The organism is Shewanella sp. 30m-14 (genome assembly GCF_052977125.1).
Genome location: NZ_JBRILW010000004.1, coordinates 15,068 through 31,572 on the forward strand (window position 1 = coordinate 15,068; position 16,505 = coordinate 31,572).

Consider the following 16,505-nt stretch of genomic DNA (forward strand, 5'->3'; position numbering starts at 1 on the left):
CCTATATACAGGATAGGTGTTTGTGTTAAGCTGGTTAAGGATTTTTGTAAAAGAACCTGGGTTGGCAGTGCTTGTTGCAACAAAATGGCTAAAGACAATGATACTTTTTACAGTGGCTTATTTGGCCTCTGTAGCGGGTATATGCGCGCAAGTATCACAATCATTACAATCTTTAGAGCAACAGCTTGCTGACGCTTCTACGGCCGATGGACTGACCCTTCTTGATAGTTTCGATTTAAATTTTACTCACGCCAGTATTCAAGACCAAGCCCAACTGCATTTTTTGTATGCTCAGCAATATGAAAAAAACCGTCAACTTGATCAAGCGATTGCCCGCTACGATCAAGCTATAGCCATCGCAAAGCCGCTTGGTGCATCTAACGTTTTGATCGACAGTTACCTAGAGCGCTCTTTTGCTCTCTACTTAAAGAGCAACGATCCCCTGGTTTATTGCGTCGACAGAAAAAAAGCCTTGGTATTGGCCCGACAACAAAGCGATAAAGAGCTCCTAGCCAAAACACTGACCCAAAATGCTTTTTGCTATAACAAGGTTACCAATGTTCATCAAGGCATTGCCTTGCTTGATGAAGCTATGCTGCTTATTGAAACTGAAGCCAATACTAATTATAACCGTAAGGCGATGATTTATAACGCAACAGGGTCGCTTTACCGTACGGTCGGTTTACATAAACGTGGCTATAGCAACTTTGAAAAAGCCTATCAAACATGGAGTGAGATAGACGATATTCAAGATATGTTTAACATGCAGCACAATATGATTAGTGAAGCGGTTAAGCTCGGTGACTGGGACAAGGCAAAGCATAATATTGAGCAGCAATTTAAATTAACGGAGTCGGCGCCAGAGTTTATCGACTTTGGTTTTTTTGCCCAGCTTAATGCAGGTCGAGTTGCACTGGCAACACACCAGTATGTCACAGCGATTGAGCACTTAGAAAAAGCGCTATCTTTGCAACAAACCACTCAAGAACAGTACTTTATTAGTAGTGGTTACCTGTTTTTAGCCGAAGCCTATTTGCGAACCGGAGATGTTGAAAGAGCAGCGGCGATGGCGCGTATTTTTAAACAAGACCGTAGTTTCCCTAAAAATATGACCAGTTTGACGCTAAAGGCTAATGCGATTATTGCCTTGGATGAGCAGCATTACTTAACTGCGGTAAACATCTTGCTAGAAGTGATCGATCAAGAGCGGCAAACTAATAATCAGATTATTGATAATGAAGTGATTGATTTAGCCTTAGATCATAACTCTAAAGTCGCTGAATTCGAGAATCTACTGCTAGCGAACAAGCTAGCGATTAATGAGCTGAGTTTAGCGGCGGTGGTCGATAAAGAGCGCATCTATGACTTAAGGTTAAGCATCTTCTTCTTAGTGGCCACAGTCCTTCTGATCGCAATCTTGTTTTTGTGGCAATCACGCAAAGCCTTTAAGCTTAGTGCACAAACCGATTTTCTAACGGGGATTGCTAATCGCGCGCATACCTTTAGCCTTGGGCAGCGTATGGTCGATAAAGCGCTTAAGAAGCAGCGACGTTTAGCGGTGATCATTTTCGATATCGACAACTTCAAATCCATTAATGATCAATACGGCCATCATGTTGGTGATCTCGCCATTCAAGCGGTGGCGAAACGTGGTGCTCGTTGGCTAAGAGAGAGAGACTTAATTGGCCGAATTGGTGGTGAAGAGTTTTTAATTGTCTTGCCAGAGACAAGTCAAGAGGAGGCGATGCAGATCTCCGACCGTTTGCGTGAGGGGATTGCCGCTCAAGCGTATACATTTGACGATGTGACTATTGAGTTGACCGTGAGTATTGGTGTTACGGCGTTAACTGGGCAGCAAAGGTGTTTAACAGAGCTAGTTAATCAGGCGGACAAGGGACTCTATAAGGCCAAATTTTCAGGCAAGAATGCGGTGTACTTTATCCAGAGTTACGCTTAAGTTCGAAACCACTATTCCCCTATCATATTCCACATGTTTCCCCGTGACTGAATGAGTATAAGCCTATTTCACTGTTTTCAAGTGATTAAGTCTGCCAAAACTTGTATTAAGTCATTTGTTTGCTATGTTTTTTATTTAGCGAGAGCTGAATTTTATTCGTGCTAGAGCGCGAGACTATTTCAGTTAGGATGTTCGCTAAACGGATTGATGAATAGATAACCAAGGTTGGAGATCCCATGAAAAAAGCGCTAGCAATATTACCCCTTGCCACATTGGCTTTAACGCCATCGGCTTTCGCTGTTGAAATCTATAAAGATGATAAAAACTCCATAGGAATTGGCGGCTACCTTGATGCACGTATTATCGATACCCAAGGACAGACTCAAGTCGTAAACGGTAGCTCTAGAGTCAATATTGGTTTTACACGTGAGATGTCTGATGACTGGAAGGCTTACGCTAAGCTCGAGTGGGGGGTAAACCCTTTTGGTGATACGAACCTGTCATATAGCAGTGAAAGTTTCTTTGAAACCACCACTGATAACTTTCTTAGCAATCGCTTAGGTTATGTCGGTGTTAGTCATGACAAGCTTGGCTCCCTCGCTATTGGTAAGCAGTGGGGGGCATGGTATGACGTTGTTTATAATACTAACTATGGCTTTGTATGGGATGGTAATGCATCTGGTACATACACTTATCAAGGAGATGGCTCCTTTAATGGTACGGGCCGTGCCGATAAAGCACTGCAGTACCGTAACAGCTTTGGTATGTTTAGTTTTGCGTTGCAGGCACAGTTAAAAGATGACTCCTTCGATGTTATCGAACCGGTAGACCAAGTAGCGGCAATGGTAACGACTCCTGCAACAGTCACTCATGTTGAGTATAACTATACCTACGGTGCAGGCCTGACTCTTGATGCAACCGATAGGCTGACCTTCACTGCTGGTGCCAACTTTGGTGAGTTTAAAGCGAGATCGTCTAATGGTTCGCGACTAACCGAAACTGATTATATTTATGGTGGCGGTGTTACCTGGGGAGCATGGGACGACGACGGGTTTTATGCGGCATTAAATGCCAATCAACAGCAATACCATGATACCGATAATATTGGGCGGATTATCCCGGATGCAACGGGTCTAGAGTCACTTTTCTCCTACCTATTTGAAGATGACTTTAAGGTATTTATCTCGTACAACATCTTAAAGGCGGGTGACGAATATGAAGACGCTTATAACGGTGATATTTTTGAGCGTGAATCACTCGTTGCCGGCGGGCACTATATTTGGCAAAACAGTGTTATTTTCTATCTTGAAGGCCGTAAAGATTTGAGTAACTTTGACAGTACTAATAAAGAGCAAGAAAAGCTGATGGGTAAACCTGAAGATGATGGTGTTGCAATAGGCGTACGCTTTATTCTGTAGTAATAGTTTCAATAACATTAAAGGCTTACCTAGTTGAAATTGAAACTGGGTAAGCCTTTTTTCTACTTCATTTAACCTAATAAGGCTATTTTAAGCGATAGGTCACTTCGACTCTATCTTGGATCACGACCTGCCCTTGCTGGTAAGTTTGAGCTGCATCGAAGCTTGCTGCTTCAGAGTTCATACGTAACATTACCGGTTGAATAGGGCGCTGCTCAAAGTAACTAATCTGCCAAACACCATCGAGTTTTTCCCCAAACCCTTCAGCCAGCATCTTCGCTTTCTGTTGGGCATCTTTTATCGCGGCCATTCTTGCTTGTTCAACATATTGCGTTTCTTTACTCGACTTTAGCGCGATGTTATTGATGCGGTTTATCCCTTGCTCAAGGGCTGAATCAAGGATGCTATTAAGCTTAGCTAAATCCATCACTGTGACCTTGATGCGGCGGCTAGCGCTATAACCGGTAAGCTGATTAGGCTTATCTTTCTCATAGCGGTATTGCGGTTGTAGGCTGATATTGGCGCTTTGCACTCGCTCTTTATTAACGCCAGCTTTTTCTAGGCGTTGTAAAAAGCGAGCCACGGCTTTATCTGATTCTGTTTTGGCTTCCAGTGCGGTCTTTGCCTTAATCACCACTTCAACATTAACTTCTGCCATATCCGCTTTTACGGTGAGCTGGCTTGTGCCTACAGTGTTGAGGCTAGGAAAATCTAGGCCGTCGGCTGCATGAGCGGTACTTATCATGCTAGTTGAAGCAATAAGGCCTGAGATGAGTGCTGCGATAATTGATGATTTCATAATGACTCCAAAAGTAAAAACGGATGAGATTTATCAAGGTTTGTTTATCTTGTTATGTATAAACGTAGTCATTTTTAAAAAGGGTTTTATTTTTTTAACTATTTTTTTAATTATTTTTTAATTAGTTTTTTTTAATGTGGTTTTTCTAGCAGAGCGGTTCTTTAGTTTATCTCGATAGTTTTATGCCGCTTGGTATTAGTTAAAGCTCTCGGTAAATATCACCTGGCTCTTGTTTTTTTGTTTTTCCCAACCAGCAGTTTTTAACTCAGGTTCAGAGAGAAAATCTTCAACATAGCCAATACATAGATAGCCAATAAGCTCACTATTGCTGGGGGCATTGAGTATTGTTTTAATGGCTTCTGGATCGACGATGCTGACCCAACCTACACCAATATTGAGTGAGCGAGCCATTAACCAGAGGTTTTGAATCGCACAAACTACGCTAAATCGCCCCATATCAGGCATGCTGGTCTGTCCCAGCACGGGCTTTGAAACTGGTTGATAAAAAACGGCTAAATTGACCGGGGCTTCCATGATCCCCTCAAGCTTTAAGTTCTGATATTGCTGCTGTTTAGTAGAGCTAAACTGCTTAGCGCCAGCGGCATTTTCTTTAACAAATGATTGATGTACTTGTTGTTTAACGTTATCAGAGCGGATGACTACAAATTGCCAAGGTTGAGAGTAGCCTACTGACGGGGCATTTAAGGCGGCGTTGAGTAGCTTATCCATGGTGTAATTATCAATATCGGTAGCTAGAAAGCGATTACCTCTTACATCGCGCCTTAGTTGAATAATATCGGCAAGTAAAAGGCTGTCATCGGCTGAAAATTGGCGGCTCATAGGGTTATCTGCATGAAATAGTGCTCTCTGCATGAAATCGAGATAATAAAAAGGCGTCGTATATACAAAATATGACGCCTTAGAACTTAACGATATGTTTGCTAAATCAGCTTTATTTTAGTTTAAAACTAATTGACCATCATAGAGATAAAGTAGCCTATAACCGTTGCCGTTACCACACCGATAAAGCCTGGCATGATAAAGCTGTGATTCACTATGTACTTACCAATATGGGTGCTGCCAGTTCTATCAAAGCTGATGGCGGCTAAGTCACTTGGGTAGAACGGGAAGAAAAAGTATGCGTAACAAGCTGGCAGGACACCGATAAGAACAGGTGCGGGAATACCTAATGAGAATCCAAGCGGTAGCATGATGGTCAGCGTTGCAGCTTGGCTTTTAAGAAATACCGAAGCGGTAAACATTGCTATGGCAAATGACCAGGGATGGGCATGAACAATATCGCTAACTGATTCAATCAAATACGCTTTGTGATGACCAATAATGGTGTCACTTAGCCAAGCAATACCGAAGATAATGATCACCGCTGTCATACCCGCGATAAACACATTGCTGTGTACGATTTTCTTCGGATCAATTTTAGTCGCCAGTAATATCACCGCACCAACCGATAGCATCATAAACTGAATTGCTACCGACATCTTGACCCCTTCAGGCAGCAGTTGTTCACTGAATATGGCTAGGGCAATAACCGACAATATACCCAGTAGAAAAATACTTAACCCTTTCTTCGCGGTGCTGTCTGATTTAGCTACATCGTCAGTTTCAACTTCGCTATCAACTAGGCTATTTCTAAATTCTTCATCTTGAAGGCGCGCTTGAAACTCTGGGTCTTTATCCAGATCTTTACCGCGCTTAAGGCTCCAGGCTGATGCGACTAACACACCTATTAAGGTCGACGGAATCGTGACGACGAGTACGTCAACCAAGCTGATATCGAGATTGTTTTCCATCGAGGTGGCAATAACGACCGCTGCCGCTGCTGCAATTGGGCTAGCAGTGATCCCCATCTGCGAGGCTACAGTGGCTATTGCTAGCGGGCGCTCTGGGCGAATGCCTTTTTTATAGGCGATATCATAGATAACCGGCAATAGCGGGTAAACCGAGTGACCCGTACCCACCAATACAGTCAATGAATAAGTGCAAAGAGGGCCAAGAAAGACGATTTGGTTTGGGTGTTTGCGCAGTAGCTTTTCGGCGTAGCGAACCAATAGTTTGAGGCCTCCTGTGGCCTCAAGTGTCGCTGATGCGGCAACGACAGCGAGAATAATCAACATTACATTGATAGGGGGCGAGCCTGGCGCAATGCCAAATGCAAACGCTAATACCGAAACACCTAAACCACCGAGTAAACCAAAGGCCACACCACCGTGGCGGATCCCCACAAAAATTACAGTTAACAACAAGAGCATATGTATGAAAAACATAGCGGGGTTCCTTTAGGATTTTTGCGCAAACAGGCGTATTGACTGAGCGATAATGATAAAGCGTGCCATTGAAGCTCGCTGTTAAGATGGAGTTATACCGTATGTTACCGAATGCTTAAATAGCGCGATGACAGCAAGGTGATAGGGCGCAATCATTTGTCGAAGTTTTGGCAAAAACTGTGAAGTTACACATGCCCCCTGTGGCGAGAAATAGTGGCGAGAAATCACGGCACTAATCTGGTGTAAATAGTTTAAATGAGCTATGCCGTGCTAAGGCCGAGTGTGACTCAACAGATTTAAACGCGAGTTAACTGCCAAACTGGCACGCAATTGGGTAGAATGAGGCAGATTTTTCATTCATCAGAGTGACTGGTATGCACGTACATATTTTAGGGATTTGTGGCACTTTCATGGGCGGTCTAGCGTTATTGGCTAGAGCAGAAGGGCACAAAGTCACCGGCAGTGATGCCAATGTTTATCCGCCAATGAGCACGCAACTTGAAGAGCAAGGCATTGAGCTTATCCAAGGCTTCGATCCATCTCAGCTCGGTAGCAGTGAAGATGACGCGCCTGATTTGGTGGTGATTGGTAATGCGATGAGCCGAGGTAACCCTTGTGTTGAAGCGGTATTAAATCGTGGCCTTAAGTACACCTCAGGTCCACAGTTTTTAGCTGAGCATATTTTGCCTCAGCGCTGGGTGCTAGCGGTATCAGGCACTCACGGTAAAACCTCAACCTCAAGCATGCTCGCATGGATTTTGGAAGATTGTGGCTATGAGCCTGGGTTCTTGATTGGCGGCGTACCGCAAAACTTTGGGGTGTCAGCCCGTCTTGGTGGTTCACCTTTCTTTGTGGTAGAAGCTGATGAATACGACAGCGCGTTTTTCGATAAGCGTTCTAAGTTTGTACATTATCAGCCTCGCACCTTAGTGATTAACAACTTAGAGTTTGATCACGCTGATATTTTTGATGATTTAAAAGCGATCCAGCGTCAGTTTAATCACGTAATACGCACCGTGCCGGGCGAAGGCAAAGTTATATGGCCTGCCGATGCGGCGAGCGTGCAACAAGTGATAGATATGGGCTGCTGGAGCGAGCAAGAGACTTATCATCTTGCACAAAGCTCACAGGGTTGGTATGCGGTAAATTTGACCGAAGATGGTCATAAGTTTGAAGTCTTCTTCGATGGTGAATCACAAGGTGTGCTCGATTGGCAATTAATCGGCCAGCACAATATTGAGAATGCCGTTATGGCGATGGCAGCAGCAAGACATGTGGGCGTTAAACCTGAGGCTGCCATTGCTGCATTAACTCAGTTTGCACCGCCTAAGCGTCGTATGGAGCTGCTTGATACGGTTAATGGGATTGAAGTCTATGATGACTTTGCCCATCACCCAACAGCGATTACGACTTCACTTAATGGCATGCGTGCGCGTGTAGGCGACGCTAAAGTCACAGTAATTTTAGAGCCGCGCTCGAACACCATGAAAAGCGGCGTACATAAAGATACCTTGGCTAACTCATTAGCGTTAGCGAGTAATGCTTATCTGTATCAAGCTGGCAATATCGACTGGGATGTGAGTTCTGCAATGCGCTCTGCTTCAATTCCGGTCGAGGTCTTATTCGATATTGATGAGATTGTTGATAAGGTCGCAGCACAAGCGACTAGCACTGATACTATTATTGTAATGAGTAATGGTGGTTTCGGTGGCTTACATCAAAAGCTGCTTACTAAGCTTCGCAGCAAACAGGTAAATAATGAGTCATGACTTCAACATACCGTAAAGCAGAAAAGTCGATCAGCCTGGCGTGGACCGGTGCATCTGGTGCACCTTACGGACTGAGACTGCTCGAGATCTTATTGAAAAGTGATTATCAGGTGTTCTTGATGATCTCTTCTGCCGCTAGGGTAGTATTGGCTACAGAGCAAGGCTTGCAGCTGAGCGCTAATGGCGATAAAGCCAAGATGCAGCTACTGGCGCAGTTTGGTGACGTCGGCGGTGAGCTGATTGTACTTGGCAAAGAGGAGTGGTTTTCGCCGCCTGCATCGGGTTCTGCCGCACCTAAGCAGATGGTTATCTGCCCTTGTAGCACAGGTACGTTAGCGGCCGTTGCCACAGGTATGAGTAATAATTTGCTTGAAAGAGCTGCCGATGTAGTAATTAAAGAGCGTGGTCAATTAATCGTTGTTCCGCGAGAAACTCCGTTTAGTGCCATACACTTAGAGCATATGTTGTCACTTTCAAAGCTCGGTGTGACCATTATGCCCGCGGCGCCAGGCTTTTATCATAATCCCAAATCGGTTGAAGATCTGGTAGACTTCATGGTCGCCCGAATTCTTGACCATTTGGGCGTTAACCATGCACTAACGAATCGTTGGGGTTATGACAAACATAACGTTAGCGACATCGACTACTGAGAGTTTTATGAAACACACCACTGAAGTGATGATCACTGCTGAAGAGATCAATCAAAAATTGGATATTTTGGCTGAGCAGATCAATGCTCATTATGCTGATAGCGACCGTCTATTGATGGTAGGTTTGTTGAAAGGTTCTGTTGTTTTTATGGCAGATCTTTGCAGACGTATTAAAGGTCATGTTGAAATCGATTTTATGTCGGTATCAAGCTACGGTAATGAGATGAGTAGCAGCCGCGACGTAAAAATCCTTAAAGACGTACAGTCTGAAATTCAGGGGCGTGATGTACTGATCGTTGAAGATCTCATTGATTCAGGCAATACCTTGAACAAGGTGCGCGAAATGCTGATGCTACGTGAGCCAAAGAGCCTAGCCCTTTGTACGTTGCTTGATAAGCCTGAACGCCGCGAAGTAGATGTACCAGTTGATTTCATTGGATTTACTATCCCTGACGAGTTTATCGTTGGTTATGGTATCGACTATGCAGAGCAGTACCGTAACCTGCCTTACATCGCTAAAGTTGTCCCGTTAGAGGACTAACTAGGTATCAATTACGTAACAAAATAGGCATTGGAATTAGGCTGTGATTGCATACTGATTTGAGTGCTCATTTTGAGACGTAATTACCTTATCGACTCCCGCAATCGCGGGAGTTTTTATATATCTTTCAAATGGATTGAAATAACCATGGCAAATTCAGAAGCCGCCCTCGTTATCGACTCTCTTAAAAAAACCTACAAAGGCGGAGTAGAAGCGGTTAAAGGGATCAGCTTAACGGTAAATAAAGGTGATTTTTTTGCACTTTTAGGACCCAATGGCGCAGGAAAATCGACCACGATAGGCGTGATTAGCTCACTGGTACAAAAGAGCGCGGGTAAAGTCTCTGTGTTCGAGCACGACATCGATAAAGAGTTAGAACTGGCTAAGCTGTGTATTGGATTAGTGCCGCAAGAGTTCAATTTCAATCAATTTGAGACAGTACTGCAAATCGTGGTTAACCAGGCTGGCTATTACGGCGTAAAACGCGATGTAGCACTGGCTAGAGCCGAAAAATATCTAAGTCAGCTCGATTTGTGGGAAAAGCGCAATAGCGCTGCCCGTGAGCTTTCAGGCGGTATGAAGCGACGCTTAATGATAGCTCGCGCATTGATGCATGAGCCTAAGCTGCTTATCCTCGATGAGCCAACCGCAGGGGTGGATATTGAGTTACGCCGCTCAATGTGGACCTTCCTAACTGAGCTCAACGCCCAGGGCGTGACGATCATTCTTACTACGCATTATTTAGAAGAAGCAGAAATGCTATGTCGTAATATCGGCATTATCGACAAAGGTGTGCTGGTGGAATGCACTAGCATGAAGTCGCTGCTTAGTCGCCTAAATATGGAAACCTTCATTCTCGATTTAAGAGACGATTTGAGCATAGAGCCTCAGCTTGTCGGCGTCGAATGCCGTCTTAGCGATAGCCATACATTGGAAGTTGATGTGGCTAAAGAGCAGGGCTTAAATAGCGTATTTGTGCAACTCAGCGAGTTAGGTATTCAGGTATTATCGATGCGTAACAAGGCGAACCGTCTAGAAGAGCTGTTTGTTGAGTTAGTTGAAAAGGGTAAAAATAGCGGAGATGTGAAATGAATATGAATGCGCTGTATTTCACGGCTTTTAAAAGTATTTTAACCAAAGAGATTAACCGCTTCACCCGTATTTGGGTACAAACGCTAGTACCGCCAGCTATTTCTATGACGCTGTATTTCTTAATTTTCGGTAATCTTGTCGGTAAGCGGATCGGTGATATGGGCGGGGTGTCCTATATGGAGTTTATCGCGCCAGGCCTTATCATGATGGCGGTGATCACCAGTTCATATTCTAATGTGGCCTCATCATTTTTCAGCGCTAAGTTTCAGCGAAACCTGGAAGAGTTAATTGTTGCGCCAGTGCCTCATTATGTGATTATCGCCGGTTATGTCGGCGGCGGTGTTGCCCGTGGCTTATGCGTGGGCGCTATTGTCACCATGGTGGCGATGTTCTTTGTGGATATCACCATTCATCATGCAGGTTTAGTGGTCGTGACTGTGTTGCTGACGTCGATACTGTTTTCCTTGGGCGGCTTAATCAATGCGGTCTTTGCGAAGAGTTACGATGATATCAGTATTGTACCCACCTTCGTTTTAACGCCTTTGACCTACTTAGGCGGCGTGTTTTACTCGTTGTCACTGCTACCAGATTTCTGGCAAGGCGTGTCGGCACTTAATCCTGTTGTGTACATGATCAACGTATTTCGCTATGGCTTCTTGGGATACGCAGATATGAGCATCCCCTTATCTGTAGCTGTGATGGTGGGGTTCTGTGTTGGTTTGTGGAGTGTGGCTTACTACTTGATCTCTCGCGGCATTGGCCTTAGAAGTTGATCAGCGCTGAGCGATTACAGCATCTCAATTGGTATAATAGCAATTGAGATGCTGATTGAAAAAACGCCAACAGTTTTGCTGTTGGCGTTTTTGTTTCTGTTGGTATTAGTATTGATCTTTGTATTGGCTTATTGATGCTCGATAAACGCGATAATCTCAAACAATGACCTTATATCCTTAGCACTGAGTTTACTGGTGCAGCAGTGTCCTGCTTGGCTAGCATGCAGACGTGTCCATTGGATCAGGGTCTCAAAATCGATTTGAGGTGAACACAAATGCAAACATGGCGTGTGATGACTCTTATCTAGCTGATAGCTTTTGCCATCACTATCGATAAAGATGGCGTTGTGAAGCTCAGCGAGCATGCTTGTCTGCTCTGCATAGTCATCTATAGAGTCAAGGTAGAAAAGCTCGTCTTGCTGCTTTTGTTTTAACAAAATAGGCCAATTAAGGGATTGGATATCCATTTGAAAAGTCTCCTTGTCGTCGACTCGGGCGGCCATTAAAAGATGTTGTTTAAATATGTAGGTAAGAGATGATAGCAATCACTGCTTAGTTTGCTGCAGTGGTTTCTTGTTCTATCAATGATTTTCTATCACTAAGCAGGGTAATGGCATCAGCGTTAACTTGCACGAGTTGGTCGAAGTGTAGATTCATTTCTTTGAGTGATGCTACATATTCAGGATCATTAAGTGGTTTCTTCTGCCAATAACGGTCACGTTCAAGTTTTTGCAATTCGCTGGCTCTGAGTATTTCGTAATAGCTGTTTTCTTGGCGTAGGCGATACACTTCGCTATCAAGTAGTTGAAGTAAGCGTTTTTTAGAGATGGTTTTTTTGTTAAGTAAGGCTTGTAGCGGATCTTGCACTTTGGTGCGTTTATCTGAATCGGTTTCAGTGGTGATCCCTAGCTGATACTCGATTTTATGCTGACGGAATTCTTTTGGACACGACTGCTGACTAAAAACGATTTTGTCGTTTTTTATGCACTTAAAAATACTATTGGCCTGTGCAGAAGCAGTAAGAATCAGGCAAATTAAAGTGAAAATTACTCTCGCCATCCGGCTAACTATCCTTATTGACCGTCGATAACAGTACTTAGTCGATATCAGTAAATATATGTTGATTTAGCGTGCAGGTTGTTTTTGATTAACAATAGTACTTAAAAATTAACAACGTGCGTACTATGGCTTAAGTTGACTGAAAACACCAGTTTTTTGACACTAAAAAATTGCACTTTAAAAGTATCGATAACTCCTATATAGCAGGCAGGGATGAGTTATTAACTTGATGATTTTTGGAGCTATTGCTTGATGGTTCTTTAATCTAGTGATTGGTGCTGTAACTGTGGAGAATGGCCATTTTTGGCAAGCTCTGCTGATGTTTGTGCAATAAAAAACGGCTCAAAACTAAGTTGTGAACCGTTAAATTGCACAGCATCAAAATGCTTATGGGCCGATACTTAAATTAGCACTTAAATCTAGCACTTAAACGCAAGTACTGGAACTTAAGCACTGAACGCAAGTACTGCAAGCACAGATAGATAAATGTTAGTTCGCCAAATTGACGACGAGATTGTCAATCAATCGTGTTGAGCCCATATAGGCAGCAACCAGAATGACCAATTCGCTATCATCCGCAGTCGCGCTAGCAAAAGTATTGGCATTTCGTACATCAAGGTAATCGTTTTTAAAGCCTACCTCGGTTAACTCGGCTTGCGCCTGTGCTATAACATCTTTAATTGCTAAGCCAGCAGTGAGCGCCGTGGCCATCTTGTCTAAGCTGCGCTTAATCTGTGATGCCTGAGCTTTTTGCTCCTCGCTTAGGTAACCGTTGCGCGAGCTCATGGCAAGGCCAGAAGCTTCACGTATGGTATCAACGCCGACAACCTCAATCGGCATAGAGAGGTCTTCAACCATAGTGCGGATCACTAATAACTGCTGAAAGTCTTTTTGTCCGAATACCGCAATATCGGGCTGTACTATGTTAAACAGCTTACAGACGATAGTTGCCACACCTCTAAAGTGACCAGGGCGGCTAGCGCCACAAAGCTGCTCTGAAATACTCGGTACTTCAACATAGGTTTGTGCATCCATTCCTTTTGGATAGATGATGGCTGGCGTTGGGGTGAACAGCAGTTCGGCTCCCGCTGCCGTCAATGCGGCTTGGTCGTTGGCCAAGGTTCTTGGGTAGGCATCTAAATCTTCGTTTTGACCAAATTGCATCGGATTGACAAAGATAGAGGCAACGACATGGTCGGCACGGGTTTTAGCTTCTTTGACTAAGGTGATATGGCCTAAGTGCAAGTTACCCATAGTGGGGACAAATGCAACGGTTTCACCTTTTTGACGCCATGCTTTGATTTGCGCACGGATATCTGAAATAGATTGAGTCGTGATCATGGTTTTACTGCTCTAACACTCAATTTGAAAATGCGCTCCCAGTGGATGGACTAGGAGCAGATAATTAGTTAAAGGTATGCTCTTCGCCAGGAAAAGCGCCTTGAGCCACTTCGTCAATATAAGCACGAACAGCTGCGCGGATCTCACCGGTCTGCTTGAGGTAGTTTTTAGAAAAACGGGGAATATAGCCGCTAGAGATCCCAAGTACATCGTGCATAACTAAGATCTGGCCATCGGTGTCTTTACCTGCACCAATACCTATCACCGGAATAGTAAGTGCTTGAGTAATCGCTTTTGCTAACGGTGCTGGAATACATTCTACGACCAACAACTGTGCGCCTGCGGATTCTAAGGCTTTAGCCTCATCAAGAATACGCTGGGCATTATCGGCGTCACGACCCTGTACTTTGAAGCCACCAAAAACATGAACTGATTGCGGCGTTAGTCCTAAATGAGCACAGACTGGAATGCCGCGCTCAGTCAGCATCGCGACACTTTCTAGCAGCCACTTACCGCCCTCAACCTTAACCATGCTAGCGCCAGCTTGCATCAGCGTTGTGGCATTAATCATGGTTTGTTCAGGCGTGGCATAGCTCATAAATGGCATATCAGCGATCAGCAGTGAACGCTCAATACCACGACGTACACAACGAGTATGGTAGGCAATATCGTCAACCGTTACTGGCAGGGTGTCGCTATGTCCTTGTAGTACCATTCCCATTGAATCACCGACTAATAACACGTCAATACCTTCACTATCGAACGCGCTAGCAAAGCTGGCATCATAGGCCGTTAATGCAGTGAATTTCTTACCTTCTTGCTTAAAGGTACGCAGTGTAGAACTTGTAATTTTGGACATAATGGTAATTTTAAAACCCAATTTGTGAGGTTGTTATATGCCAATAAAGGCTCAACTTCAATGATCTCGGTGTCGAATATTTATTTAAACAGATGCTCGCCATACTAGCAGAAATCAACATTGACTGAATGTCTGTTATTTCACAGTTGACGCTTGTGCCAATACTAACTCTGCTTTTAATGACTTATTGATAAGACTCGATAGCGGCGTATTATCTGGCAAGATGAGCTCTGGGGCGATATCGCTCAGAGGTACCAGTACAAAGCTGCGTTCACGCATGCCATAGTGGGGCACCACTAGGCGAGGAATATCGATGTGTTGATCGTCATAGAGTAACAAGTCGAGGTCGAGTGTTCTTGGTCCCCAGCGAAGTGCGCGTAAACGGCCTTGCTGGTTTTCAATATGTTGCAATGCATCGAGGAGTTCAATAGGAGGCAAGCGGGTGTGAAATCCAGCAACAGCATTAACGTAATCAGGCTGCTCGACATCTCCCATAGGGGCTGAGCGATAGTAGGGAGAAATGACAAGAGAGCCCGGACTTGCCAAACTCAATAATGCTTCACAAGCACTATTGAGCTGGCTAATCGGATCGGCTAAGTTTGCGCCTAATGCAATATATACTTGAGCCATTATTCTGCAGAATTTGGCGCCGGTTTTGTACCAGGCTTGCGGCGTCGGCGTTGATTAGAATTACGGTTACGGCCGCCTTTATTGGCTGAGCGAGCAATCACATTGCGCTGATCTTCATTGCCTTCGACAAAGCTCTTCCACCAAGCAGCATTTTTAGCGGTAAGGCCGCCTTCAGCATTGCCACGTAGCAAGAGTAGATCGTAAGCGGCCCTAAACTTAGGGTGCTCCATAAATCGATAAGCTTTGGTGCCCTTGTTACGCTCGAATCTAAGTTGTAACTGCCAAATGTCTTTGGCTACAGTGCTAAAGCGGCGCGGAATACTAATCGAGCGGCATTGCTGCTCCATAATATCACCCATAGCTGCAGTGTATGCATCATAGGTTGATAGGCCACTTTCTACTGCAATATCATCGGCACGCTGGCTCAATGGATACCAAAGCAGTGCTGCATAGAAAAATGCTGGGGTAACCGGTTTATCCTGGGCGACCCGCTCATCAGTACTTTGCATCATCTCTTGCATTAACTTAGCGGTTTCACCGTTTGGATATTCTTTTAGCAGTGTTTCTACTAATGGGAATAACGGTTCGAAAAGGCCAAATTCACGCATCATATTAAAGTTTTGCAGCGCTTTTCCGGCGAAAAACATCTTCAGTACTTCTTCATACATGCGGGCAGCTGGAATATCTTTAAGCAAACCCGCTAAACCTTTAATCGGTTCTGCGGCTTTCGCTTCAATAGTCATATCCAGTTTAGTGGCGAAACGCACTGCACGTAGCATACGCACAGGGTCTTCACGATAGCGCGTCTCAGGATCGCCAATTAAGCGAATAGTACGAGACTCTAAATCTTGTAATCCACCGCCGTAGCTGTGAATAGAGAAATCGCTGATATCGTAATACAGGGCGTTGACGGTAAAATCACGACGCTCGGCATCTTCATCAATACTGCCATAGACATTGTCGCGTAATAGACGACCCGACTCATTAGTCTTTGAGATTTTTTCACCGCTATCAACGTGATGGCCACGTAAGGTCGCAACTTCAATGACATCGCGTCCAAAAACGATATGCGCGAGACGGAAGCGACGGCCAACTAGTCGGCAGTTACGGAATAAGCGTTTAATTTCTTCAGGGGTGGCATTGGTAACAACGTCGAAGTCTTTTGGTTGCAAGCCCAATAAAATATCGCGTACACCACCGCCTACCAAGTAAGCTTTAAAGCCTGACTTGTGCAGTCTATAGAGTACTTTGATCGCATTGTCACTGATCTGTTTGCGAGAAATAGCGTGCGCATTTCTAGACACGACCTCTAAACTAAGACCTGTCTGTGTG

16 protein-coding genes are annotated in these 16,505 nt (G+C 44.4%); 7 read left to right on the plus strand and 9 right to left on the minus strand.

Annotation, left to right across the window (positions count from 1 at the left end; translation table 11 throughout):
* Window positions 1-97 precede the first annotated feature (97 nt).
* Both ACVBIU_RS04130 and ACVBIU_RS04135 read left to right on the plus strand, forming a co-directional pair.
* Window positions 98-1,957: a diguanylate cyclase gene (locus tag ACVBIU_RS04130; RefSeq protein ID WP_447163149.1), complete on the plus strand. Its 1,860-nt coding sequence runs from the start codon at window positions 98-100 to the stop codon at window positions 1,955-1,957.
* A gap of 236 nt (window positions 1,958-2,193) precedes the next feature.
* Window positions 2,194-3,375, plus strand: a complete 1,182-nt coding sequence (locus tag ACVBIU_RS04135; RefSeq protein WP_447160929.1) for a porin — start codon at window positions 2,194-2,196, stop codon at window positions 3,373-3,375.
* Between the two features lie 85 nt (window positions 3,376-3,460).
* Here the strand turns inward: ACVBIU_RS04135 and ACVBIU_RS04140 are convergent, their stop codons facing one another.
* From ACVBIU_RS04140 to ACVBIU_RS04150, 3 genes are all read right to left on the minus strand, one after another.
* A complete protein-coding gene (locus ACVBIU_RS04140; RefSeq protein WP_447160930.1) occupies window positions 3,461-4,174 on the minus strand; it encodes an oxidative stress defense protein in 714 nt (237 codons plus the stop codon).
* A 195-nt stretch (window positions 4,175-4,369) separates the two neighbouring features.
* Entirely contained in the window at window positions 4,370-5,014 is a 645-nt protein-coding gene (gene bluB, locus ACVBIU_RS04145; RefSeq protein WP_447163150.1) for a 5,6-dimethylbenzimidazole synthase, read from the minus strand.
* A 128-nt stretch (window positions 5,015-5,142) separates the two neighbouring features.
* Window positions 5,143-6,459, minus strand: coding sequence for an anaerobic C4-dicarboxylate transporter (locus tag ACVBIU_RS04150; protein ID WP_447160932.1), 1,317 nt, complete (start codon window positions 6,457-6,459; stop codon window positions 5,143-5,145).
* A gap of 374 nt (window positions 6,460-6,833) precedes the next feature.
* Between ACVBIU_RS04150 and mpl the strand changes: the two genes are divergently transcribed.
* The 5 genes from mpl to ACVBIU_RS04175 all read left to right on the plus strand — a co-directional run bounded on the left by mpl (window position 6,834) and on the right by ACVBIU_RS04175 (window position 11,284).
* Complete coding sequence (mpl, locus tag ACVBIU_RS04155) at window positions 6,834-8,228, plus strand: UDP-N-acetylmuramate:L-alanyl-gamma-D-glutamyl-meso-diaminopimelate ligase (RefSeq protein ID WP_447163151.1); 1,395 nt, start codon at window positions 6,834-6,836, stop codon at window positions 8,226-8,228.
* Window positions 8,225-8,878, plus strand: coding sequence for a flavin prenyltransferase UbiX (locus ACVBIU_RS04160; RefSeq protein ID WP_447160934.1), 654 nt, complete (start codon window positions 8,225-8,227; stop codon window positions 8,876-8,878). The genes mpl and ACVBIU_RS04160 overlap by 4 nt, the downstream gene beginning before the upstream one ends.
* 7 nt (window positions 8,879-8,885) lie before the next feature.
* Window positions 8,886-9,419 carry a hypoxanthine phosphoribosyltransferase gene (gene hpt, locus ACVBIU_RS04165; protein ID WP_447160935.1) on the plus strand — a complete coding sequence of 178 codons (534 nt, stop codon included), beginning with the start codon at window positions 8,886-8,888 and terminating at the stop codon, window positions 9,417-9,419.
* Between the two features lie 147 nt (window positions 9,420-9,566).
* The gene (locus ACVBIU_RS04170; RefSeq protein ID WP_447160936.1) at window positions 9,567-10,511 is read left to right on the plus strand and encodes an ABC transporter ATP-binding protein; all 945 of its coding nucleotides are present in this window, start codon (window positions 9,567-9,569) and stop codon (window positions 10,509-10,511) included.
* A gap of 2 nt (window positions 10,512-10,513) precedes the next feature.
* Window positions 10,514-11,284 (plus strand): ABC transporter permease, encoded by a 771-nt coding sequence (locus ACVBIU_RS04175; protein ID WP_447160982.1) that lies wholly within the window; start codon window positions 10,514-10,516, stop codon window positions 11,282-11,284.
* Window positions 11,285-11,412: 128 nt separating this feature from the next.
* On the opposite strand, the gene ACVBIU_RS04180 is transcribed toward ACVBIU_RS04175, so the two are convergent.
* The 6 genes from ACVBIU_RS04180 to pcnB form a co-directional block, all read right to left on the minus strand.
* Window positions 11,413-11,751 (minus strand): DUF4144 family protein, encoded by a 339-nt coding sequence (locus ACVBIU_RS04180; protein ID WP_447163152.1) that lies wholly within the window; start codon window positions 11,749-11,751, stop codon window positions 11,413-11,415.
* An 85-nt stretch (window positions 11,752-11,836) separates the two neighbouring features.
* The gene (locus ACVBIU_RS04185) at window positions 11,837-12,343 is read right to left on the minus strand and encodes a DUF4124 domain-containing protein (RefSeq protein ID WP_447160938.1); all 507 of its coding nucleotides are present in this window, start codon (window positions 12,341-12,343) and stop codon (window positions 11,837-11,839) included.
* Window positions 12,344-12,832: 489 nt separating this feature from the next.
* Window positions 12,833-13,684, minus strand: coding sequence for a pantoate--beta-alanine ligase (gene panC / locus ACVBIU_RS04190; protein WP_447163153.1), 852 nt, complete (start codon window positions 13,682-13,684; stop codon window positions 12,833-12,835).
* Between the two features lie 64 nt (window positions 13,685-13,748).
* Window positions 13,749-14,543 (minus strand): 3-methyl-2-oxobutanoate hydroxymethyltransferase, encoded by a 795-nt coding sequence (gene panB / locus ACVBIU_RS04195; RefSeq protein ID WP_447160940.1) that lies wholly within the window; start codon window positions 14,541-14,543, stop codon window positions 13,749-13,751.
* Between the two features lie 135 nt (window positions 14,544-14,678).
* The gene (folK, locus tag ACVBIU_RS04200; protein ID WP_447160941.1) at window positions 14,679-15,173 is read right to left on the minus strand and encodes a 2-amino-4-hydroxy-6-hydroxymethyldihydropteridine diphosphokinase; all 495 of its coding nucleotides are present in this window, start codon (window positions 15,171-15,173) and stop codon (window positions 14,679-14,681) included.
* Window positions 15,173-16,477, minus strand: a complete 1,305-nt coding sequence (pcnB, locus tag ACVBIU_RS04205; protein ID WP_447163154.1) for a polynucleotide adenylyltransferase PcnB — start codon at window positions 16,475-16,477, stop codon at window positions 15,173-15,175. The genes folK and pcnB overlap by 1 nt, the downstream gene beginning before the upstream one ends.
* Between the last annotated feature and the right edge of the window lie 28 nt (window positions 16,478-16,505).